Raw genomic sequence first — 21,819 nt, 5'->3', positions numbered from 1 at the left:
TTTGGATATTAAAAGATTAAATTTAGAAGAACTAAACGAGCTTTGCCATAAGCTTAGAGATAAAATTTTACAAACCGTAAGCAAAAACGGCGGACACTTAAGCTCTAATATCGGTGCAGTCGAGATCATCGTAGCTATGCATTATATTTTTGATGTCAAAAAAGATCCTTTTATATTTGACGTAAGCCATCAAAGTTACGCGCACAAGCTACTAACCGGACGCTGGGATCAGTTTGATACCTTGCGTAAATTTGGAGGCGTAAGCGGATATACAAAGCCCAGTGAGAGTAAATTTGACTACTTTATCGCGGGGCACAGTTCTACATCTATATCGCTAGCCGTGGGCGCAGCAAAGGCAATAAAACTAAAGAATGAAGACCGCATACCTGTTGCTATTATCGGTGACGGTTCGCTTAGCGGAGGTATGGCGTATGAGGCGTTAAATGAGTTAGGCGACCGAAAATACCCATGTGTTATCGTGCTAAACGATAATGAAATGAGCATAAGTAAACCCATCGGCGCGCTTAGCAAGTATTTAAGCCAGATGATGGCTGGACAGTTTTACCAAAAATTTAAAGGCAGAGTCGAGAAATTTTTAGAGTATATGCCAGACGGTGCCGCTTACATGGCGCGCAGGATGGAAGAGGGCATAAGACTTATCACTCCTGGTATGTTTTTTGAAGAGTTAGGACTTGAGTATATAGGTCCGGTAAACGGGCATGATCTCTCTTCGCTTCTAAGCACTTTTGAAACAGCAAAAGCGATGAGAAAGCCTGTTATTGTGCATGTTCAGACTTTAAAGGGCAAAGGATACGAGTATGCAGAGGGTTATCTTGCCGGTTGGCATGGAGTTGGTCCATTTGACCTAAAGAGCGGGGAATTTATAAAAAAACAGTCAAACAAGTCAGCCACGGCAATATTTAGCGAACATCTTTTAAAGATGGCTGGAGAGCATAGCGACATCGTCGGTGTAACAGCAGCCATGCCAACAGGCACGGGGCTAGACGCTTTGATAGAAAAATTTCCAGAGCGTTTTTGGGATGTGGCGATCGCTGAACAACACGCGGTAACTTCAATGTCGGCGATGGCAAAAGAGGGCTTTAAACCGTTCGTTGCTATCTACTCTACTTTTATGCAGCGCGCATACGACCAGCTTATACATGATGCTTGTATACAAAAATTAAATATCACATTTGCTATGGATAGAGCTGGCATAGTCGGAGAAGACGGAGAGACACATCAGGGTGCTTTTGATATAAGCTTTTTAAACGCTATCCCAAATGTTGTGATGTTTGCCCCACGTTGCGAAACTAGCATGAAAAAAGCCATGGAATTTGCCTATCATTACAAAGGAGTTAGCGCTTTTCGCTATCCTCGTGGAGCTTTTGGTTTAAATGATGAATTTGAGGCAAAGGATTTTAGGCTTGGCAAAGGCGAAATTTTAATCAAAGGAAGCGCTGACACGGCGATAATTTGTTACGGTAATGCTGTTGCAAAGGGTCTTAGTGTAAGAAATTTACTCAAGGATAGCCTTGATGTGAGTCTTGTTGATTTGGTATTTGTAAAGCCGCTTGATAAAGAGATGCTTTTGGAGCTTAGTAAGAGCTGCAAAAAATGGTATATCATTAGCGATAGCGCCAAAAAAGGCGGAGTAGGTGAAATTTTAAGCGCATTTTTGCAAGACAATAGAATTTATGACGTATCTATAGCAAGTTTTGAGTATAATGACGCTTTTATTCCACACGGTAATACCGCAGAAGTTGAAAACTATCTTGGTATAAGTGCAGAACAAATAGCCCAAAAATTATTATTAGATAATTAATATTAGATAATAAAGCCATTTTTAAAAGTAAATGTAGTATTATTCTCTAAAAAAATAGGAAATAATATGCAGTATATATCAATGTTAAAACACTCTGGACTAAAAGTGACACCGCAAAGATTGAGTGTTTTAAAGATACTTGATCGTCACACACACCCGACTATCGATGAACTTTATGAGGAAATTTTAAAAGAAAACCCATCGATCTCGCTGGCAACCGTTTATAAAAATTTAAATACCTTAAAAGATGAAGGTCTTGTTGTCGAGGTTAATATCGTAAATCAAAAACCAAGATACGACATCTACGAGCATCCGCATATACACGTTGTTTGCGAGGGTTGCGGAAATGTTGAAGATGTAAGCTACGAAGACTCTGAGCTTGGAAAATACCAAGAGAAATTAGAGCAAAAACTTTGCAATATCATAGAGAGATTAAACATAGTAGCGAGTGTAAAAAGCTGTAAACATTGTAGATAAAAGGCGCTTTCTTTCGCATTTTAAGCCATAACCTGATAAAATATATAAAAAATTTCAGGGGGCATTGATGGGTTTAGAGATAGAGCGTAAATTTTTGCTTCATAATGCTGAAATTATTAGTTTCTTAGAAAAAGAAGGTTTGAAATTTAAGCACCTTGAAATTTTGCAATTTTACATAAAAATCACAAAAAACGAAGAGATAAGATACCGAAGCGAAGATGGTAAATTTATAAAAACCATTAAAATCGGCAAAGGACTTATACGCGAAGAAAACGAGTGCGAGTGCGACAAAAAAGAGTTTAAAGAGGCTCTTAAAAATCGCATCGGCACACTTATACAAAAAGATCGTTATCTCTTTAAGCTAAACAATAACTCCTGCAATATCGACATTTTTAACGCTGAACTAAACGGACTTTGCACGTTTGAGGTTGAATTTAAAGATGAGCAAACTGCCGTTTTTTATAAGCTGCCTGAATTTTTTTCAAATTTTATACACAGCGATGTTACATGTGATGCAAGATATAAAAATAAAAATCTTGCGATATGCGGCGATCCAAATGTAAATTTTAGTATAAACAATATCTTTAATGTTTTGGAAAATAGCGATGTCGAGCTTAAATTTCCACCTAACATGGACAGCAAAGAGGCGTTTAGAGTTTTGTTTTTTAAAATTTTAAATAATATCAAAAAATACAAAGATGAGTATCTTTTGATATTTGATGAGGAGGTGCTTCATCAGTTTCGCGTAAATTTACGTAAAAATCGCTCTTTGCTTCGTATGTTTAGTGATATTTTTGACCAAAAAACGACTGAAATTTTTAGTGATAAATTTAAAATTTTGGCAAATTCTACAAACCTAAAACGTGATTTTGATGTATTTTTGGACTTTTTGAGCTCTCAAAAAAATGTTGATGAGATAGTGTATTTTATAAGTAAAGCCAATGAAAAAGAGAGCGAAGAGATAAAAAAATTTCTAAGCGATGTTAAAAATTATGAATTTTTAGATGATTGGGAGTTGTTCTTAAAAGAAGAAAGCGACTTTTATAACGGTCCAAAAGCCAAGCTTGATCTAAAAACAGTCGCGTCATATCATATACGAAGAGAACTTGTGGCATTTGAGCGCAAGATCATGGCCCTAAATGAAAAAAGTGCAAACGAAAAATTTCATAAGATCAGGATCGAACTTAAGCGTTTAAGATATGCTATGGAGTATTTTTCAAACACTCTTTATGTCGGGAATTTTAAAAAATACGAAAGTCGTCTTAAATTTATGCAAGAGCTTTTTGGCTCGCTTCAAGATCGCGATATATGGCTTGAAATTTTAGACAAAATGCCGCCAAGCCAAAGAGTGAAAAAACTACAGTCAAAAATTTATAAACAAATTTATAAACTAAGAGAAGAAATTTTGCAAAAAAGGGTAAAATTTGTCGAAAAAACATGTAAAATTTCACGAAAATTAAAGTATTATTACATTTAAAAAGGTCTTAAAATTTATGGAAAAACAACAAAAAATAGTTCAAATGTTCAATGAGATAGCGCCTACTTATGACTTGGCAAATCGTGTTTTGAGTCTTGGCATAGATGTTAGCTGGCGTAAATTTGCTTGCAGATACATGCTTGAAAAATTTCGCGCACAAAGTATAAATATCGTAGACGTAGCGTGTGGAACAGGCGATATGATGGGTATTTGGAAGAGTATGGCACGTGAATTTGGAGTTCATATAGACGAGCTTGTGGGGGTTGACCCTTCAAGTGGCATGCTTGATGCTGCAAGACTTAAATTTCCGGATTTTAAATTTATCGAAGCTTATGCGGATAACACGACTTTAGGTGATGAATTTGCTCAAATTTTAAGTATAAGTTATGGCATAAGAAACGTAGTAGAGCGCAAGGCTGCACTACGTGAGTTTAACCGTGTTTTAAAACCAGGCGGTTATGTGGTTGTGCTTGAATTTACAAAACGCAGTAAAAAAGGTCTTATAACATCGACAAGGGACTTTTATCTTAGTAAAATTTTACCTCGTATAGGCGGAGTTATCTCTAAAAACAAAGAGGCTTACGAATACCTGCCAAGCTCGATAGAGAATTTCTTAGACGCAAAGACTTTTTGTGATGAGCTTTATGAAGCGGGATTTGAAGTTGAGGTGTGTCGCGGTTTTAGTATGGATATCTCAACGCTATTTATCGCAAAGAAAGTGCGCTAATGACCGCTTGGTCTTTTCTTGTGCCTGCGGTTGATTTTAAAATTTTAAAATCTACTACGCTTAAGAAAAAACACATTGTAATTAACGTTCAAAAATTTATGAATACACTAAAAATTTATGCCAAAGATTTAATAAATTTTAACGGTGCAAAATGCTAAGCGTATCTGAGTTAAACGAACAAGCTAAGGCTTTGCTTGAGACGCATTTTGAGTATGTTGAAGTAGTCGGTGAAATTTCGCGTCTTACAAAGCATGGCTCTGGGCATTGGTATTTTACACTAAAGGACGAGCGAGCGGCGATTTCGTGCGTAATGTATCGTATGAGTAATGCCAAACTTAAATTTGACGTTAAAGATGGTATGAAGGTGCAAATTTACGGTAAAATTTCGCTTTATACACCAAGCGGGAGCTATCAGCTTATCGCCTCATCCATGCGTCCTGACGGCGAGGGCGAGCTAGAACTTGCGTTTAAGCAACTCCAAGAAAAGCTATCAAAGGAGGGGCTTTTTGACACGTCTTACAAAAAGCAACTTATGCGTATGCCTCGTAAGGTCGCACTTGTTACTTCGGCAACTTCTGCGGCTTTACAAGACATGCTAAAGGTCGCTAACTCTCGCTGGAAGCTGACTGAAATTTTTATATTTGATGCATTAACTCAAGGTCAAAATGCACCAACCTCGCTCATAAGTGCGCTTAAAAAAGCTGACGGATATGGCGTTGATGTGATTATATTGGCGCGCGGAGGCGGTAGTAGGGAAGACTTGTGGTGTTTTAACGATGAGGGTCTTGCTAGGGCGATATTTGACGCTAAAACGCCTGTAATATCGGCGATAGGGCATGAGATAGACTATGTCATAAGTGACTTTGTGGCTGACTTTAGGGCACCGACCCCAACAGCTGCTATGATGCAAATTTTGCCAGATGAAAATGAAATTCTACAATATTTAGACGCTGTTGAAAAGTCGCTTGATACGGTTATGCTACAAAAAATTTCAAAGCTTGAAAATAGACTAAATTTTATCATGGCAAAACTTTCTACGAATGCCCTAAAAGTCAAAATTGATCTTAAAATAGCACAAATTTTAGCAAGTTCTCAAAAGCTTGATATGCTTTTAAGGGGTAAAATTTTAAAGCTTGAGAGCAAGATAAATGAGTTAAATGCTACATATAAGGCACGCCAGAGCTTTTTTGAGAGCACAAAAGGCTTAATTCAAGTGCGCTTAAATAACACAAATGCTATACTTGAAGAGTTGCAAGCGGGCGACGAAGTAGAACTTGTCGGACAAAACGCCATTAAAAAAGCAAAAATTTTATAGATAACAGCCAAAATTTAAGGAGCAAACATGAGAATGATAAATTTTAGTGCAGGACCTACGGGACTACCTTTGAGCGTGCTAGAACACGCGCAGTCAGAGCTTGTTGATTATAGAGGAGAGGGTTACTCTGTTATGGAAATTTCACATCGCTCAAAGACCTATGAAGAGGTGCATTTTGGCGCGATGGATAAGATTAAAAAGCTTTATGGCATAGGCGATGAGTATGAGGTGCTATTTTTACAAGGCGGAGCACATTTGCAGTTTGCTATGATACCGATGAATTTAAGTCAAGGCGGCGTGTGTGAGTATGCAAACACGGGCGTTTGGACAAACAAGGCCATAAAAGAAGCAAAGCTAATGGGTGTAAATGTCCGTGTCGCAGCTTCAAGCGAAGATGATAAATTTAGCTATATTCCCGAGATAAAATTTGGCGATGATGCAGACTATACTTATATCTGCTCAAACAACACGATATATGGCACTCAGTATAAAGCACTTCCAAAAAGTAAAGCACCGCTTGTTGTTGATGCAAGTAGTGACTTCTTCTCGCAGCCACTTGATTTTAGTGATATTGGTATCTTATACGGCGGAGCACAGAAAAATGCCGGTCCTAGTGGTGTAACTATCGTGATAATAAGAAAGGATTTGATAGAGCGCGTAAGTAGTCAAAATGTGCCGACATTTTTACGATACAAAACCCATGCGGACGCAAAAAGTCTTTATAATACACCGCCGACATTTGCAATATATTTATTAAATTTAACAATGCAGTGGATAATGGATAATGGCGGACTAGAAGGCATAAAAGCTCGTAATGACGCTAAGGCTAAGTTGCTTTATGATGCGATTGACGAATCTAGTGGCTTTTACAAAGGACACGCACAAAAAGAGCATCGTTCAGTAATGAATGTAAGCTATAACATCACTCCTGATGCCACCCTTGAGCCTTTGTTTGTAGAAGAAGCGCTTAAACACAACATGCTAGGGCTTAAAGGACATCGTCATTTAGGTGGCATACGTGCTTCAATCTACAATGCCGTAAGTCAAAACGATGTAAAAATTTTGGTTGATTTTATGAAAGAATTTGCTCGTAAAAATGGCTGAAAATCCCGCCTTTTTAAAAGAACAAATTTTAACATATCTTGGCAACAAACGCGCCTTGCTCGGGCTTATCGGGCAGGGCGTAAAGTATGCCAAGAGCAAGCTTGATAAAGATAAACTTAGCTGTGGTGATCTGTTTTCAGGCTCTGGCATAGTGGCTAGGTTTTTAAAACAGCATTCAAATTTTATAATAGCAAACGACATCGAGCTTTACTCGCGTATAGCAAACGAATGCTATCTATACAATGCCGATGAAGAGTTTAAGACACATTTAAAAGCATCATATCAAGCATTTGTAAAGCGTATAAACAAGGAACTAAAGCCAGGGTTTATAACAGAGCTTTATGCGCCAAAAGATGATAAAAACATACAAAAAGGCGAACGTGCCTTTTACACTAGAAAAAATGCGATATTTATCGATACGGCTAGAAATTTGATCGATGATCTACCTTGTGAAATGCAAAAATTCTTTATCGCACCCTTGCTTTATGAGGCTAGCAACCGCGCAAATACAAGCGGCGTGTTTAAGGGATTTTATAAAAACAAACAGGGCATAGGACAATACGGAGGAGAGGGGCAAAACGCATTAAAACGAATAACCGGCGATATCTTGCTTAAAATGCCTGTTTTTTCAAATTTTAGTGTGCCGTATACGGTGTTTCAAAAGGATGCAAACGCCATTGTTTCAGATCTTGACACGCTTGATCTTGTATATCTTGATCCTCCTTATAACCAGCACCCTTATAGTTCAAATTACTTCATGCTAAATTTGATCGCTAAAAACGAAAGACCAAGTGAAATTTCAAAAGTATCCGGTATCTCGCAAGACTGGAACCGCTCTGTTTACAACCAAAAGACAAAAGCGCCCGAAGCATTTTTTGACCTTATAAATTCACTAAAAGCGCGGTTTGTACTTATCTCGTTTAACTCAGAGGGCTTTATAACAAGAGAAAATTTTGTCCATAATCTTGCCAAAATGGGCGAACTAAAAATTTTAGAACAACGATATAACGCCTTTAGAGGTAGTAGAAATTTGGGCGCAAGAGATACTTACGTCAAAGAGATGCTTTATGTTTTACAAAAAGCATAAATAACAATAAATCCAGGATAAAAATGCAAAACGTAAAAGAATACTATGATGAATTCCCTTATTTTTCAGCTGCGTTTGCAGACTGCTCGCCGTTAAGACTTCAGTCGGTAGCTGAATTTTTAGGCTTAGATGCACCAAAGGCAAATACCGCTCGTGTGCTTGAGCTTGGTTGCGCTTACGGTGGCAATATCCTTCCATTTGCAGTCCATAACAGCCAAGCCGATATTGTTGGTATTGATATCTCAAGCACTCAGGTTAAAGTCGGTAACGAGATAGCCAAAGGCATGGGCCTTGAAAATTTTAAACTTATCGAAAAAGATATCCTAAGTATCGACAAAGATAAGTTGAAAGAGCTTGGCAAATTTGACTATATTATCGCACATGGGCTTTATAGCTGGGTTTGCGATGAGGTTAAAGAGGCTATCTTACGCCTTATACACGAGCTTTTAAGCCAAAATGGCATAGCCTATATCTCATATAATGTCTATCCGGGTTGGAAGAGTTTTGATATTTTGCGTGATTATATGATATTTGTTTCATCTACTCAAAAAGATCAAACAAGTAGACTTGAAAAAGCAAAAAAAGAGCTTAAATTTTTAAGTGATTATCTTAGAATAAATTTACAAGCGCAAAATGATCCGACCCTAAGGGATAGCACCCAGCTTTTACTAACTCAGGCAAATTTCTTGCAAAATATCATCAAAAAAGGACATGACTATTATGTTTTGCATGATTTTTTAGAGACTTCAAATGACCCAATGTATTTTTATAAATTTGCCGCTTCTCTTAAGAAGAGCGGGCTTTGCTATCTTATAGATGCAGGGCTTGATGACATTTTTAGAAACAGTCTTGGGATTTACCGCTTTGACGCTCATATCTCGCAAAACTACCCAAGTCGTATAGAGGGCGAGCAGATGAGGGACTTTATGCTTAATCGCTCGTTTAGAAAAAGTCTTGTTATGAAGAGTGAAATTTTAGGCGGCAAGAGTGACTTTGATATGGATATCGGCGTGAATGAATTTAGTAAATTAAATTTTATCCTTCACTCAAGAGACGATAAAAGCGGTAACGCAGTTTATGAGGCATTAAAAAACGCATATCCGCAAAGTTTAAATTTGTCAGAGCTATCAAATATGTTAGAGCAGGATTTGCAAAGCACTTATTCGCAACTTATCGAAATTTTTGCCACACAAAATGTTAGCATAGCACCAAAGAAATTTCATCATGTAAAATACAAAAAGGGCAAAATTCGCATAAAACCTTGTGTTGCACGTTATCTTGAGTATTTTATAAACGAGCCAAGTCCTGTGATACTGCTTGCAAATGAGCTAAATTTAAAAGTTGAGCTAACTCCTAGCGAAGCTAAAGCGGCATTAAAATTTGATGGTCAAAATAGCCTTGAAGAGATAAAAACCTCGCTTGCTCTAAAAAATGCGGATGAGTTTTTAAATAAGCTTAGCAACAAGCTAAGCGAGGCGTATTTTTTAGAGAATTTTAACTAAAAAATATCTTTTTTATCATCAACGAACTCATGACCAGATAAAGAAGTAAGAACCATTTTTTAAGAACTTTTTTGTCTGTTTTGTGAGTTGTTTTTGTGCCAAAATAAACTCCTAAAAGCGCACCGATACCCAAAGTAAAGCCCTCTGCATACTCCACGTGCCCATGGTATGCCATAGAAATAAATCCCGAAATAGAAGCAAACATAACAAAAAAGACGCCCATGGAAATCGCCTTTTTCATCTCATACCCTAAAAATCCAACCAAAATAGGTGTTATAAAAACCGCTCCGCCGATACCGATACTAATTGCTATAGCTCCAACTGAAAAACCTACTAAAAATAGCAATAAATTTGAAGTATTTGGTGAAGAATTTTCACTGACGGTTGTAAAATAAAGTCTAAAAATAGAAAAAGCAAATGTCGCAAGCAAGATACTCTCTAGTAAAATTTCAGGTGCAAGCTCCACGATATATCCGCTAAGACTAGCCCCGCTCATGCCGCCAAGACCTAGATAAATTCCTTTGTTTAGACGCAAAAGACCGGCTTTATAGTTCATGCATGAGCCAAAGATAGCACCCATTAACATTTGCGTTATGCTTATGCCTATAGCAGTTTTGATGTTATAGCCTAAAGCTAGCATGATAGGCACTATGATAGTCCCGCCTCCGATACCGAAAAATCCCGAGATAAAGCCCACAAATGTGCCAACAATCAACAAAAGAGCAAATAGCATGGTAAGTCCTTATAAAACTTGAATTTTATCAAAATGAATTTAAAGTTGTGTAAAATGCGTATTGATTTTGTTTAAAATGTAAAAAGAATTTTAAATTTTAAAAAATGCAAAGCTTTTTTATTTATAATGAAAGTAAAATTTTATAACGGAAATCAAATGCTCTTATATGAACCGATTTTTTACTACGAACAGATCAAAAACAAATTCCCTAAAAGCTACCTTGCAGAAGATAAATTTCAAGCGATAATCGGCATAGACTGCGAATATTTTGACGCTAAAAATTATGATTTAGACGCACTCGTGGGATATTATAATGCAAATCTTCAAAAGAGCCAAGCTCCGTTTGCGGGTCTTTTTGGTGTTTTTGCTCACGGAAGTGTTAAATTTTTTGAAGATATAGCCGAGCCTAGCGAGTGTGCATATGAATTTCCGGAGTTTTTTTACGCAAATGCAAATGCTTATTTACATTTTGATAAAGTGAGTAAAATTTATACATTTTACGGCGATAATAATGATTATTACGAGTTTTTAAAAGAGCTAAAGCCATTAGAGAGTAAATATCAAGAGGCAAAATTTCAAATTTTAACAGATTTAGATGCCGAAAAGAAACATTTTGAAGATATTGTTGAAAAAGCTAAAGAGTATGTAAGATCGGGCGATGTTTTCCAAGTTGTTCTTGCAAAACAGCTAAAAATCTCATCAAATTTAGATAGCGTGGAGTTTTATAAAAAACTCAGCACGCTTAATCCAAGCCCATATATGTTTCATTTTCCCACACCTTACGGCGATATCGTAGGCTCTTCGCCTGAGCTTGTTTTTGAAATGAGAGATAAAAAAATTTTCGTTGCACCGATAGCAGGAACTCGTCCAAGAGGAAGCGATGCAAATGAAGACGAGAGGTTAAAAAACGATCTTTTAAGCGATGAAAAAGAGCTAGCCGAACATAAGATGTTAATAGATCTGGCGCGAAACGATATCGGACATGTGGCAAAGCCAAGAAGCGTAGTTGTAAAAAATCCAATGCATATTCAGTATTACGAGAGTGTTATGCATATCGTAAGCGAGGTTTATGGAATTTGCCGCGATAACCTTTCGTGGCTTGATGTTATTAGAAGTATTTTTCCTGCAGGAACACTTAGTGGAACGCCAAAAATTCGCGCCATGCAGATCATATCTGAGCTTGAAGGTCTTCAAAGAGGCATATATGGCGGCGGTATAGGATTTTTACATTTTAACGGTGACGTGCAAATGGCGATATTGATACGCTCGGCATTTTTTAATGCAAAGACCGACACAAAAGGCTTTAGAGATGTTTTTGTGGGAGCCGGTGCTGGTATAGTTTATGACTCTACTCCAAAGAATGAATACGCTGAAATTTGCCATAAACGCGCCAGTGTCGTTAGGGTTTTTAGAGATAATTGCAAAGAGGTAAGATGATACTTTTAATTGATAATTACGATAGTTTTGTTTTTAATGTAAAACAGTATTTAGAGGATCTAAGCGATGAGGAAATTTTATGTGTTAGAAACGATAAAATTACTCTTGGTGAGATAAAGTCACTAAATCCTACAAAAATAATTTTAAGCCCGGGCCCAAAACACCCAAAAGATAGTGAAATTTGTCTAAAAATTTTAAAGTCAGATCTAACCCAGCCGATACTTGGAATTTGTCTGGGTCATCAAGCGATTGGACTATGTTTTGGCGGTGTGATAAAGCGTCTTGAAAAGCCTCTTCATGGTAAGACTTCAGATATTGAAATTTTAAATGCCGAGCCATTATTTACGGGACTTCCTCAAAAATTTAGCGTCATGCGCTATCACTCGCTTTATGTCGATGAACTTAGCGAAAATTTAGAGTGTTTGGCTGTAAGTGATGATGGCGTAGTGATGGCTTTAAAGGTAAAAGATCGCCCAATATACGGTGTTCAGTTTCATCCTGAAAGCTATTTTTCACAGTATGGCAAAAAAATAATCGATAATTTTTTAAATATAAACAAAAAAGAGATGATAAAGGAGAATGAAGTGGTAAATTTTGCACCATTTATGATAAAACTACAAAAGGGTCTGATGCTTGATGGGGCTGATTACGCTGTTATTTGCAAAGCTATAAACGATAAAGAATACGACATTGTTCAGCTGGCCGGCTTGCTTGTGCTTATAAGCGAAAAGAGCCTTTATTCTGAAAGCGTTGTGGCTTTGGTGCAAAATATCCTAAAATATTCCATAACTTATAATGACCCAAGCGATATGTTTGATATAGTTGGCACCGGAGGCGATAGGTTAAAAACTATAAATGTTTCAACTACGGTTGCGTTTATACTTGCTAGTCTTGGTGTAAAGGTTGCAAAACACGGCAATAAAGCCATAACAAGCAAAAGCGGTAGTAGCGATACGTTAAGCGCGCTAGGTGTAAAACTAAGCGCAAGCATAGACGAAAATCGCGAGAGGATCAAAAATGAAAATTTAGCCTTTTTCCATGCGGCGTTTTTCCATAAAATAACAGCTGAGATAAAAGAGGTGCGTGATCGTCTGAAAATAGGCACTTGCTTTAATATGCTAGGACCGCTTTTAAACCCGAATTTAGGACTTAAATTTCAAATGGTGGGCAACTATCTTGAAGAGGTGAACGAACTAATGGCAAAGACTCTTTTAAAGCTTGGCAGAAAACATGCCTTGGTTGTTCACGGCATGGACGGTATGGATGAGATCACGCTTTGCGATGAGACGTTAGTTCATGAGGTAAGAGACGGTAAAATTTTAGAATACCGCATAACGCCGGAGCAATTTGGCTTTAAAAGAGCGTTTCACGCCGACATAGAGGGTGGCACAAGCGAAGAAAACGCCGAAATCTTAAGAGCGACTTTGCGAGGCGAAGTAAAGGGCGCAAAGCTTGATATAGTTGTGCTAAACGCAATGTTTGCACTATATGCGGCAGACGTGGTTAAAACACCTATGGATGCCAAAGAGATCGTGCTTGAAGCGATAGAAAGCGGGAAAGCCTATGAGTTCTTTAAACGCTACACGTCTTAAAATTTGTGGTATCAAAAACGTCAAAGAAGCGCTTGATGTGCTTGAATTCGATGTTGATTATATAGGCGTGATATTTGCACAAAGTGTGCGTCAGGTAGCTCCTGATACGGCAAAAGAAATTTCAGCCTTAGCGCGGGAGCGGGATAGGAAGTGTGTAGGGGTTTTTGCGGGACAAAGCGATAGCGAGATAGTTGAGCTTTGTGAATTTGCAATGCTTAATGTGGCTCAAATTCATGGCGAAATAAGCCAAAGTTTATATCTTGGTCTAAAAAATTTAGATGTTGAGGTTTGGCGTGTTTTAAGTGTCTCAGAGGGTGATCTTCCAAAAACAAATGAACCAAACGACATGGTGCTTTATGACTGCAAAGGAAGAAATTTAGGCGGAAACGGTGTTAGTTTTGAGTGGCAAAAGCTTGAAAATTTAGAACCGTTTAGCTTTGGTATAGCAGGTGGGATAGATGAAAACAACGCATGCGCGGCGTTAAAATTTCATCCACTTGTAATAGATGCAAATAGCAAGCTTGAAGATGAAAAATTTATAAAAATTCCAAGCAAGGTAGCCGTGCTAGCCGCTATAGTAAATAACAAAATGAAAATAGAATAAAGGATAAAAAATATGGATAAAAAGGCGTATTTTGGAAAATTCGGCGGTCAGTTTGTGCCTGAAACCGTGATGTTTGCGCTTGACGAGCTAGAAAGTGCGTATGAAAGTATCGCATCTACCGCACAATTTCAAGCAGAGCTAGACGACTTGCTTAAAAATTATGTTGGACGTCCTAGTCCGCTTTATTATGCAAAGCGCCTAAGTGAGCATTATGGGCATAAAATTTATCTAAAAAGAGAAGACTTAAACCATACAGGAGCGCATAAGATAAACAACGCTTTAGCACAAGCTTTGCTTGCTAAAAAGATGGGTAAGGAAAAGATCATAGCAGAAACGGGAGCGGGACAACACGGCGTTGCTAGTGCGACTGCGGCGGCACTTTTAGGGCTAGAGTGTGATGTATATATGGGTGCGGTTGATATCGCTAGACAGCAACTGAATGCTTACCGCATGCAGCTTCTTGGAGCAAACGTTGTTAGCATAGAAGATGGTCTAAAGACGCTAAAAGAGGCGACAACGGCTGCGATACAAGCATGGGTAAATGAGATAGAAAGCGTGTTTTACGTTATAGGCTCGGCTGTCGGTCCACATCCTTATCCAAAAATGGTGCGCGACTTTCAAAGTATCATAGGGCGTGAAACTAGATCCCAGCTTAAAGACTATGGCATAAAGGCTGACTATATCATCGCTTGTGTTGGCGGAGGAAGTAACGCGATAGGAATTTTTAACGAATTTTTAGATGATAAAGACACCGAACTAATCGGCATAGAAGCAGGAGGTCTTGGTGCTAACACTCCTTATCATGCGGCAACTCTTACAAACGGTCGTGAGGGTATCATACACGGCATGAAAACCATGGTGCTTCAGGATGCTTACGGCATGATAGAGGAGGTTCATAGCATATCTGCAGGACTTGACTACCCTGGTGTTGGTCCGCAACACGCACATTTGCATGATATAAAGCGTGTAAAATACTACGCTATAACTGACGATGAGTGTGTCAATGCATTGCGACTTACGACAAGGCTTGAGGGTATCATTCCTGCGATAGAAAGCTCGCATGCTTTGGCGTATTTAGAAAAGCTTTGCCCAAGTTTAGAGTCTAAAAAGACGATAGTCGTTAACGTTTCAGGCAGAGGCGATAAAGATATGGATACGATAATGGGTTATGAAAAAGGAAAAATTTATGGATAAGATAAGAGAAGCATTTAATGGCAAAAAGGCAAATATCGGCTATATCGTCGCAGGATATCCAAGCATAGAACACACGAAAGAATTTTTGCGAAATTATGACAAAAGTTCGCTTGATCTGCTTGAGCTTGGAGTGCCTTACTCAGATCCGTTAGCAGACGGCAAGCTTATAGCCGAGGCAAGTTTTACTACAGCAGCAAACGGCGTAAATACCGATAGCGTGTTTGAAATTTTAAAAGAGTGCAAGGGTGAATTTAACAAGCCGATAGTGTTTTTGATATATTTTAATCTTATATTTTCATACGGCATGGAAAAATTTGTAAAAACATGCGCGCAATACGGTGTAAGCGGGCTTATCGTGCCTGATCTGCCTTATGAGGAAAATGGTGAATTTTTCAAACTTTGCACGGCTCATAAGATAGCGCTTGTGCCTCTTATTAGCGTAACTTCAGCCTATAGAACGGATAAAATTTTAACTTCTGGATCTGGATTTATCTACGCTATCGGCGCTATTGGAGTAAGCGGCTCAAAACGTGCCAGTAATGAGCGTTTGGCAATGTTGGTAAAGGAGCTAAAGTCAAAGAGCGACCTGCCTGTTGCAGTTGGTTTTGGTGTTAAAAATAGCGTTGATGTAAATGAGGTCAAAGGCTATGCCGATGGTGCGATAATCGGCACTGGGATAGTTGAGCTAACGGCAAAATACAGCGGCAAAGAGCTGATGGATAAGATCTCGGAGCTTTTTTAAATTTAAAGAGGGAGAAGCCCCTCTTTAAATTTAACTCTCGGCAAAATTAAATGACAAACAACAAAATTTATAAATACCTAATATCTTTTGGGCATTTTTGCTCTGATGTTAATCAAGGTGCATTAAGCGCTATTTTGCCATTTTTGATTGCTACTTATAACTATGACTACACAACCGCAGCCATGCTTGTTTTGTATGCAAATATTATAGGCTCGTTTGTCCAGCCGTTTATTGGATATATAAACGATAAGAAAAATACCCCATATATAGTTTTGATCGGGCTTATACTAGCAGGTAGCGGTATGTCTTGTGTTGGATTTAGCTCAAATTTTTATCTACTTTGTTTTGCTGTAACGATAAGCGGTATAGGCATGGCGATGTTTCATCCTCAAGCCGCAAAGATCATCAACCAAGCCTCAAACGATAATAACCGTGCGATTAATATTAGTATATTTTCATTTGGCGGAAATTTAGGTTTTACACTGGGTCCGGTATTCGTATCTTTAGTTGTTTATCTTTTTGGGCTTAGAGGCATGATATGGTTTTTGTTGCCTCAAGTTATCTTTGCTATGTTATTTATATATCATTATAAGGGCATAAGCGAGCTTGGGACATATATTAAAACAAAAAAGATAGTGCAAAAAGAGAGTAAGGATGACTGGAGTGCGTTTGGCTATCTTTGTGTTGTGATCATGAGTAGGTCTATAGTTTTTCACGGTATAAACACGTTTTTGGCTCTGTTTTTTATAAGTAAATTTGGAAATTCCGCTTCAAGCGCGAGCGTTATACTAAGCACTTACTATGCTATTGTTGCGGCGGGCACGCTTCTTGGTGGGGTGCTGGCTGATAGATACGGATACCACACGGTTATCAAGTCTGCATTTACTTTTTTGTTATTTTCGATCTTTTTATTTGCAATAAATGACAACTTTTATATGGCACTTGCCGTGATTATACCGCTTGGAGCCGCTATGGGTATGTCATATAGCCCTATGGTTGTTTTAGCGCAGAGTTACTTACCAAATCACATAGGGCTAGCTTCCGGTGTTACACTAGGACTTGCCGTTAGTATAGGCGGGATAACCGCACCGTTTTTTGGCAAGATAGCCGACACTTACACCATAACATATACATTTTACGCTATATCGTTAGTTTGCGTTGTTTCGGCTCTTTTTTCATTTTTACTACCAAAATTAAAAGTAGCTTAAATTTTTAAAAATTTCTACTCTATTTTCCATAAACTATGTCTGTGTTTTGCGTATTTTTTATCTATTTTACCGCTAAACATACCGCCTAAAAGTGCTCTATTTGCCTTTGGGACAAATGCCATTAAGTGAGCTATGATAAAAAGTATTATCAAAACAAGACCTACGTTATGTAAAGTGGCCGCCCAGGTATAGAGTGAATTTGATATATCAAATCCTAATAAATTTTTATACGCTTTAATTAGTCCAGTTACGATAAGAAGAGCAATGATAAACACGGCTGCCGCGTAGGCGATACGCTGTTCTGGCAGGTATTTTGGGCTTGGAGGCTCTTTGTCTTTTTTTATCATTGCTTTTATGACAAGATAGCTATTTTTGATATCTGCTTTTCTTGGAACTATGTCAAATTCACGTTTTAGTCCATGATAAAAGATGTGATAAAAGCTAAAAAATATCAACGTAGCCGAAAAAATATAGTGCAAATTTAGAGTAAAAAAATAATCCCCACTCCACTCGAAAACTTTAGTTATATTATATCTTTTTGCTACCGGCATTTGTAAAATCCCCGTGATAATTAGCCCAAAAATACTAAAGGCTATACCCCAGTGGATTATGCGATTTTGAAGGCTCTGTCTAATGACTTTATCATTCATTTTTTATCCTTTTTGCTCTTTATGACGGCTATGCTTGCAGCACCTAATGCAGCCATAGGGGCTATTAACGTAGCCATTGTAAGATTTTGAGAGTTGCGCAGAGGATTTGTGTTAAATTTCATATCCATTATCCCGGATTTTGACTTGTCTTTATATTTTTTAGATATAGCTTCGTCTATGGTGTTAAAATCAACCGAACTTACGTATATAGTGGAGGTTCCGCCATTTTCATTCATGCCGTATATAAAACGGCTCTTTTTCATCTCGTTTGCAATGGCAAATATCTCATCTTTTTTGCCAAATTTTATGGCATTTTTCGGGCATGCCGTTTCGCATACGGGTTTTTGGTTTTTAGCAAGTAAGTCCGCACACATATCGCACTTATACATCACGCCTCCGCCTGCAAGTTTAGGCATAACTTTTAAATATATACCAACTCCTGCTTGGCGTTGCGGCACTCCCCAAGGGCAGACATCTCTGCATTTTGCCCCGCCAACGCAAAAATCCTTATCTATACTTACAGCACCCTCGTCGCTTTTGCCTATGACTCCAAAAGGGCAGAGCTTTTGACATGGTGGATGATCGCAGTGCATACATCTGCGCGGTATAAATACCTGTTTTTCATCGATCTTTAGCGTTTCTATATAGGTAAAATTATATGGCGTTAGGCGTGAGATATTATCTTTTTGATCTGAGTAGTCCTCAAATTTCTTTTGAGGAAAATACGGCATGATGGGTTTTTTAGGAACAGGAAAAATTTGCTCATTTTTTGTGCGACAAGCATTTACGCAACGCGGTATATCAAAGTCTTTACATCCATCGCAAAGATCAATATCGATAATGCTTGCCATTGCTTTGTCCTTAACTTCGCTTGCTTGTGCATTATTTGCCGTTACGACTGTGCCAGCAGCAGACAGGGCGCTAAATTTAAAGAAATTTCGTCTGTTCATTTCATATCCTTTTTGATAATGCTACCCGTATGAGTGCGAATTTTCAGTGATAATGTTACCTTGTGCGGCGCTGGCTTGGTTGCTAAATTTATAACCTTTTTAGAAAATGCAAAGTATAATAGAGGTCATAAATTTTTAAGGAAATAAGATGAAAAACGTTATAGACGTATCAACTAGATATCTTTGCTCTGATACTTTAGGCTTTAAGCTAGAAAGTGGGTCAAGTATCGGAAACGGCTTTTATGGTGCTAGTATTCCTGTATATAAAGGCAAAGAAGAGTATCATTTTTATCTATTTTTTAAAAAAGATACGTTAAGAATTTTTCTAGAAGCGTTTTTTGGAGTTAAAGAATTTGAGGGAAATGACCTTGATGATCTTTGCAAAGAGATAGCAAACATGATCATCGGCAAAGCAAAAAATTTACTAAATGAACAAGAAGATGACGCATATAAGCTTGGAACTCCGGAATTTCTCGGTGAAGTTGATAAATTTCACGTCAAGCTTGATGAAAAATTTATATATAAAATGAAAAACCGAACTTTTCAGATAGGCTATAAAAAAGCATGAGTGAAGAGGAAAAATTAGAAAATTTAGACAGTGTTGGCTTGTTTAAAAGCTATGATGAGTTGATGGACATCGGAGTTGACTTCATCGCGGAACTTGGCACGACTACTATAAGCGTGCATGAGCTTTTAAAGCTTGAGTCAGGATCTGTTGTAGATCTTGAAAAGCCTGCAGGAGAGAGCGTGGAGCTTTATATAAATAATAGAATTTTTGGCAAGGGTGAAGTTATGGTTTACGAGAAAAACCTAGCCATCCGTATCAATGAAATTTTAGACTCTAAGTCGGTTATACAATACTTTAAAAAAGAGCTTTTATGAAAATTTTACTTACGTTTTTAATATCTTTTTTGCCCATTTTGGCTTCTAATCTACTTACATATAATATCTACGAAAGAACAGACCGTGTAGATATCATGCTAAGTTTTGATGCGCCTTATGAGGGAAATATCTTTCAAAAACGCGAGAAAAATACAACGTCTTTGATACTAAATTCGCTAAGTTTTGATCAAACCGTAAGCAAGGCTGTAAATTCTAAAATTTTACAAGAATTTGATATCGAACCTAAGCAGAATTCACTTATATTAAATTTAAAATCCCAAGATCCTATCGTAGTAAATGCTTCAAAAACTACAGATGGTTTTGGTCTTCGCATAAGAGTAAGCCCGAAAAATACACCGGCCCAAGTAGCTACAATGCCACAAGCAAGTGTAAAAGTAGAAACCCCGTCTACATCAGCCCCTAAAAACAGTAATGAGCCGGTTGTGGACTCAAGGTATTTTATAATCCTTGGTGTCCTTGTCTTGCTTTTATTGTTCTTGTTTGTGTTTAAAAAGATCATGCTTGGTAAGCAAAATTTTTCAGGATTTACGGCTCCTGCCCAAGCTCCTGCAAACAAAACGAAGTCTATTAGCTGGCTTCTTAAAAATCAAAATAGTGATGTAAACGTGATATATGAAAAACATCTTGATAAGGCCAATAAGCTTATGCTTTTAAGCTATGAAAATCGCAGATATCTTGTGATAGTCGGCAACTCAAATGTTATGCTTGATAGCTTTGGTGAAGACAAGATACAAAACGAAGAGGATTTTCAAGCGTTTTTTGAAGATAATAAAAAGAAGCTAGGCTCATTTTTGGAAGAGCGCAAAAACAGCCTTAGCGACTATAAAGACAAGATGAGTATGAACTAAGCAAAGCAGATAGCAAAAAGCTCAGGCTTTGCAAGTTTTTTTATCTCCTCTTTTGACATTATTAAATTTTTAGCTCCGTAAATTTGAAGTGTATGGGCTATGAGCTCAAATTTAAGCTTCGTTCCACTGCAATTTAGATCAAGAATTTTTGCTAAAGTTAGTATAAAGCTTAACCATCTGACGTGTTCTTGCTTTGGCAAAAGCGCCTTGTATCTTTCGTACTCATATACTGTTTTTTTACCGTTTGTTCCGATGATGGCTGCGATTAGAGTTTTTTGCTCGTGTGTAAAGCCGAAATTTAGCCCGTTTAACACAAGATACGCGGAGTTTTGATGATCTCCGTAAAAGCCGATCTCTTGACCGATATTAAACAGTCTTGCTGCTGTTAGAAGATGCTCAAGATAGCTTTCATTAAGCTCATGTATAGGCGCAAGTGCTAGGAAAATTTCTTTAGCATATCTTATGATGTTTTTATTTGCAGTAGGCATAAAGCGATCTTGCAGGCTTTTTACACTTGGATTTAAATTTTGTGGAAATTTTAAACTAGGACGCAAAAAGTCACTCAAAAATACGCCCTCACGCACACCAACTCCGCTTGTGTGCACAGTTTTTGCTTCAAGTGCATTTGCTATGGTTAAAAATATCTGCGCACCCTCTCTTATAGTATCGTGTCTGTCTTTTTTGATTAGAAATTTATTCAAGTCGTCGTAGTCGGCGTTTATTATGCTTTGTATGAAATTTTTCTGATCGCTTAGTTTATAAGAAAAGCCATGCAAGGTGTTTAGGGGATAATTTGTCTTTGTTATGATTGCAGTTGAGATAGCACGCAAACTACCACCGATAGCGATGATGTTTTGGGATTTAAAGTGTGGCGGAATTTGCTTTGATATATTTTGAACGAAAGTCGAAATTTCGCTTTTGTTTTTAGCAAATAGCTCTTTTAAGCGCACTGTTCCGATATCAAGAGAGATCGTGTCTATGATTTTTGAGTTGCTTATGCGAGCTAGCTCGGTTGAGCCACCACCTATGTCTATAGTTACGGCTTCTTTTATCGGCGATAGGAGATTATTTGCGGCTATTGCACCGTAAGTAGCTTCCTTTTTGCCGTCTATGACCTTTATGCCGATATCAAGTTTCTTGCGGATTAGTGAGATAAGTTCGCTTGAATTTGGAGCGTCACGAAGAGCGCTTGTGCCAACGCATAAAATTTTACCGCATTTGTAGCTTTTGGCTATATTTTTAAATTCGCTAAAGGCTTCGTATGCTTTTTGTAACGACTGGGCTGAAATTTCATTGTTTGAGCCATATCCACCCTCTCCTAGACGAACTTTCATTTTGTATTCGCCAAGTATAAAAAATGCCCAGCGCGACGTGCGCTCAAAGATCGCCATACGCATAGAATTTGAGCCAAGATCAATAACCGCTGTTCTTTTTGCCATTTTGCTTT

21 protein-coding genes and 1 pseudogene are annotated in these 21,819 nt (G+C 37.8%); 18 read left to right on the top strand and 4 right to left on the bottom strand.

The window, feature by feature from the left end:
• Nucleotide 1 precedes the first annotated feature (1 nt).
• From dxs to CCAL9328_RS01745, 9 genes are all read left to right on the top strand, one after another.
• On the top strand, nt 2-1,822 hold the full coding sequence (gene dxs / locus CCAL9328_RS01785) for a 1-deoxy-D-xylulose-5-phosphate synthase (protein ID WP_169999919.1): 1,821 nt from the start codon (nt 2-4) through the stop codon (nt 1,820-1,822).
• A gap of 66 nt (nt 1,823-1,888) precedes the next feature.
• A complete protein-coding gene (locus CCAL9328_RS01780) occupies nt 1,889-2,299 on the top strand; it encodes a Fur family transcriptional regulator (protein WP_169999872.1) in 411 nt (136 codons plus the stop codon).
• Nucleotides 2,300-2,366: 67 nt separating this feature from the next.
• On the top strand, nt 2,367-3,776 hold the full coding sequence (locus CCAL9328_RS01775) for a CYTH and CHAD domain-containing protein (RefSeq protein ID WP_169999871.1): 1,410 nt from the start codon (nt 2,367-2,369) through the stop codon (nt 3,774-3,776).
• 16 nt (nt 3,777-3,792) lie between these two features.
• Nucleotides 3,793-4,503, top strand: coding sequence for a bifunctional demethylmenaquinone methyltransferase/2-methoxy-6-polyprenyl-1,4-benzoquinol methylase UbiE (ubiE, locus tag CCAL9328_RS01770; RefSeq protein WP_169999870.1), 711 nt, complete (start codon nt 3,793-3,795; stop codon nt 4,501-4,503).
• Entirely contained in the window at nt 4,503-4,661 is a 159-nt protein-coding gene (locus CCAL9328_RS01765; RefSeq protein ID WP_169936681.1) for a hypothetical protein, read from the top strand. Before ubiE ends, CCAL9328_RS01765 begins: the two co-directional genes overlap by 1 nt.
• A complete protein-coding gene (gene xseA / locus CCAL9328_RS01760) occupies nt 4,655-5,818 on the top strand; it encodes an exodeoxyribonuclease VII large subunit (protein ID WP_169999869.1) in 1,164 nt (387 codons plus the stop codon). Before CCAL9328_RS01765 ends, xseA begins: the two co-directional genes overlap by 7 nt.
• 27 nt (nt 5,819-5,845) lie before the next feature.
• Nucleotides 5,846-6,922 (top strand): phosphoserine transaminase, encoded by a 1,077-nt coding sequence (gene serC, locus CCAL9328_RS01755; RefSeq protein ID WP_169999868.1) that lies wholly within the window; start codon nt 5,846-5,848, stop codon nt 6,920-6,922.
• Nucleotides 6,915-8,009, top strand: coding sequence for a DNA adenine methylase (locus tag CCAL9328_RS01750; RefSeq protein WP_169936675.1), 1,095 nt, complete (start codon nt 6,915-6,917; stop codon nt 8,007-8,009). Before serC ends, CCAL9328_RS01750 begins: the two co-directional genes overlap by 8 nt.
• Nucleotides 8,010-8,032: 23 nt before the next feature.
• Nucleotides 8,033-9,511 (top strand): methyltransferase domain-containing protein, encoded by a 1,479-nt coding sequence (locus CCAL9328_RS01745; RefSeq protein WP_169999867.1) that lies wholly within the window; start codon nt 8,033-8,035, stop codon nt 9,509-9,511.
• On the opposite strand, the gene CCAL9328_RS01740 is transcribed toward CCAL9328_RS01745, so the two are convergent.
• On the bottom strand, nt 9,504-10,244 hold the full coding sequence (locus CCAL9328_RS01740) for a sulfite exporter TauE/SafE family protein (RefSeq protein WP_169999866.1): 741 nt from the start codon (nt 10,242-10,244) through the stop codon (nt 9,504-9,506). The genes CCAL9328_RS01745 and CCAL9328_RS01740 overlap by 8 nt on opposite strands.
• A 156-nt stretch (nt 10,245-10,400) precedes the next feature.
• On the opposite strand from CCAL9328_RS01740, the gene CCAL9328_RS01735 reads away from it, so the two are divergent.
• The 6 genes from CCAL9328_RS01735 to CCAL9328_RS01710 are packed head-to-tail and all read left to right on the top strand — an operon-like array spanning nt 10,401 to nt 17,021.
• On the top strand, nt 10,401-11,681 hold the full coding sequence (locus tag CCAL9328_RS01735) for an anthranilate synthase component I family protein (RefSeq protein ID WP_169936976.1): 1,281 nt from the start codon (nt 10,401-10,403) through the stop codon (nt 11,679-11,681).
• Nucleotides 11,678-13,273 carry an anthranilate phosphoribosyltransferase gene (gene trpD / locus CCAL9328_RS01730; protein ID WP_169999865.1) on the top strand — a complete coding sequence of 532 codons (1,596 nt, stop codon included), beginning with the start codon at nt 11,678-11,680 and terminating at the stop codon, nt 13,271-13,273. Before CCAL9328_RS01735 ends, trpD begins: the two co-directional genes overlap by 4 nt.
• A complete protein-coding gene (locus CCAL9328_RS01725; protein WP_169936667.1) occupies nt 13,245-13,877 on the top strand; it encodes a phosphoribosylanthranilate isomerase in 633 nt (210 codons plus the stop codon). The genes trpD and CCAL9328_RS01725 overlap by 29 nt, the downstream gene beginning before the upstream one ends.
• Nucleotides 13,878-13,889: 12 nt before the next feature.
• A complete protein-coding gene (gene trpB / locus CCAL9328_RS01720) occupies nt 13,890-15,071 on the top strand; it encodes a tryptophan synthase subunit beta (RefSeq protein WP_169999864.1) in 1,182 nt (393 codons plus the stop codon).
• The gene (gene trpA, locus CCAL9328_RS01715) at nt 15,064-15,813 is read left to right on the top strand and encodes a tryptophan synthase subunit alpha (RefSeq protein WP_169999863.1); all 750 of its coding nucleotides are present in this window, start codon (nt 15,064-15,066) and stop codon (nt 15,811-15,813) included. The genes trpB and trpA overlap by 8 nt, the downstream gene beginning before the upstream one ends.
• A 50-nt stretch (nt 15,814-15,863) precedes the next feature.
• Nucleotides 15,864-17,021 carry an MFS transporter gene (locus CCAL9328_RS01710; RefSeq protein ID WP_169999862.1) on the top strand — a complete coding sequence of 386 codons (1,158 nt, stop codon included), beginning with the start codon at nt 15,864-15,866 and terminating at the stop codon, nt 17,019-17,021.
• A gap of 14 nt (nt 17,022-17,035) precedes the next feature.
• On the opposite strand, the gene CCAL9328_RS01705 is transcribed toward CCAL9328_RS01710, so the two are convergent.
• Both CCAL9328_RS01705 and CCAL9328_RS01700 read right to left on the bottom strand, forming a co-directional pair.
• On the bottom strand, nt 17,036-17,671 hold the full coding sequence (locus CCAL9328_RS01705) for a formate dehydrogenase subunit gamma (RefSeq protein ID WP_169971959.1): 636 nt from the start codon (nt 17,669-17,671) through the stop codon (nt 17,036-17,038).
• Nucleotides 17,668-18,621 (bottom strand): 4Fe-4S dicluster domain-containing protein, encoded by a 954-nt coding sequence (locus CCAL9328_RS01700; protein ID WP_169971958.1) that lies wholly within the window; start codon nt 18,619-18,621, stop codon nt 17,668-17,670. Before CCAL9328_RS01700 ends, CCAL9328_RS01705 begins: the two co-directional genes overlap by 4 nt.
• A 148-nt stretch (nt 18,622-18,769) precedes the next feature.
• Here CCAL9328_RS01700 and CCAL9328_RS01695 point away from each other — a divergent pair, with 148 nt between their 5' ends.
• From CCAL9328_RS01695 to CCAL9328_RS11330, 3 genes and pseudogenes are all read left to right on the top strand, one after another.
• Complete coding sequence (locus tag CCAL9328_RS01695; RefSeq protein WP_169936655.1) at nt 18,770-19,189, top strand: chemotaxis protein CheX; 420 nt, start codon at nt 18,770-18,772, stop codon at nt 19,187-19,189.
• Nucleotides 19,186-19,503, top strand: coding sequence for a flagellar motor switch protein FliN (fliN, locus tag CCAL9328_RS01690; RefSeq protein ID WP_169936653.1), 318 nt, complete (start codon nt 19,186-19,188; stop codon nt 19,501-19,503). Before CCAL9328_RS01695 ends, fliN begins: the two co-directional genes overlap by 4 nt.
• Nucleotides 19,500-19,668, top strand: a pseudogene (locus tag CCAL9328_RS11330) (hypothetical protein); the annotation flags it as partial. The gene fliN and the pseudogene CCAL9328_RS11330, both read left to right, overlap by 4 nt.
• Nucleotides 19,669-20,368: 700 nt before the next feature.
• Here CCAL9328_RS11330 and CCAL9328_RS01680 read toward each other — a convergent pair.
• Nucleotides 20,369-21,811 carry a Ppx/GppA phosphatase family protein gene (locus tag CCAL9328_RS01680; protein ID WP_169936649.1) on the bottom strand — a complete coding sequence of 481 codons (1,443 nt, stop codon included), beginning with the start codon at nt 21,809-21,811 and terminating at the stop codon, nt 20,369-20,371.
• Between the last annotated feature and the right edge of the window lie 8 nt (nt 21,812-21,819).

The sequence above is a fragment of the Campylobacter sp. RM9328 genome (genome assembly GCF_012978615.1).
Note: the sequence above shows the minus strand (reverse complement) of the source record. Positions and strands in the feature narration are given on the sequence as shown.

Coding starts and splice junctions, on each gene's coding strand:
- CCAL9328_RS01780 (WP_169999872.1), top strand. CDS start 1,889: ATGCAGTATATATCAATGTTAAAACACTCTGGACTAAAAGTGACACCG.
- CCAL9328_RS01775 (WP_169999871.1), top strand. CDS start 2,367: ATGGGTTTAGAGATAGAGCGTAAATTTTTGCTTCATAATGCTGAAATT.
- ubiE (WP_169999870.1), top strand. CDS start 3,793: ATGGAAAAACAACAAAAAATAGTTCAAATGTTCAATGAGATAGCGCCT.
- CCAL9328_RS01765 (WP_169936681.1), top strand. CDS start 4,503: ATGACCGCTTGGTCTTTTCTTGTGCCTGCGGTTGATTTTAAAATTTTA.
- xseA (WP_169999869.1), top strand. CDS start 4,655: ATGCTAAGCGTATCTGAGTTAAACGAACAAGCTAAGGCTTTGCTTGAG.
- serC (WP_169999868.1), top strand. CDS start 5,846: ATGAGAATGATAAATTTTAGTGCAGGACCTACGGGACTACCTTTGAGC.
- CCAL9328_RS01750 (WP_169936675.1), top strand. CDS start 6,915: ATGGCTGAAAATCCCGCCTTTTTAAAAGAACAAATTTTAACATATCTT.
- CCAL9328_RS01745 (WP_169999867.1), top strand. CDS start 8,033: ATGCAAAACGTAAAAGAATACTATGATGAATTCCCTTATTTTTCAGCT.
- CCAL9328_RS01740 (WP_169999866.1), bottom strand. CDS start 10,244: ATGCTATTTGCTCTTTTGTTGATTGTTGGCACATTTGTGGGCTTTATC.
- CCAL9328_RS01735 (WP_169936976.1), top strand. CDS start 10,401: ATGCTCTTATATGAACCGATTTTTTACTACGAACAGATCAAAAACAAA.
- trpD (WP_169999865.1), top strand. CDS start 11,678: ATGATACTTTTAATTGATAATTACGATAGTTTTGTTTTTAATGTAAAA.
- CCAL9328_RS01725 (WP_169936667.1), top strand. CDS start 13,245: ATGAGTTCTTTAAACGCTACACGTCTTAAAATTTGTGGTATCAAAAAC.
- trpB (WP_169999864.1), top strand. CDS start 13,890: ATGGATAAAAAGGCGTATTTTGGAAAATTCGGCGGTCAGTTTGTGCCT.
- trpA (WP_169999863.1), top strand. CDS start 15,064: ATGGATAAGATAAGAGAAGCATTTAATGGCAAAAAGGCAAATATCGGC.
- CCAL9328_RS01710 (WP_169999862.1), top strand. CDS start 15,864: ATGACAAACAACAAAATTTATAAATACCTAATATCTTTTGGGCATTTT.
- CCAL9328_RS01705 (WP_169971959.1), bottom strand. CDS start 17,671: ATGAATGATAAAGTCATTAGACAGAGCCTTCAAAATCGCATAATCCAC.
- CCAL9328_RS01700 (WP_169971958.1), bottom strand. CDS start 18,621: ATGAACAGACGAAATTTCTTTAAATTTAGCGCCCTGTCTGCTGCTGGC.
- CCAL9328_RS01695 (WP_169936655.1), top strand. CDS start 18,770: ATGAAAAACGTTATAGACGTATCAACTAGATATCTTTGCTCTGATACT.
- fliN (WP_169936653.1), top strand. CDS start 19,186: ATGAGTGAAGAGGAAAAATTAGAAAATTTAGACAGTGTTGGCTTGTTT.
- CCAL9328_RS01680 (WP_169936649.1), bottom strand. CDS start 21,811: ATGGCAAAAAGAACAGCGGTTATTGATCTTGGCTCAAATTCTATGCGT.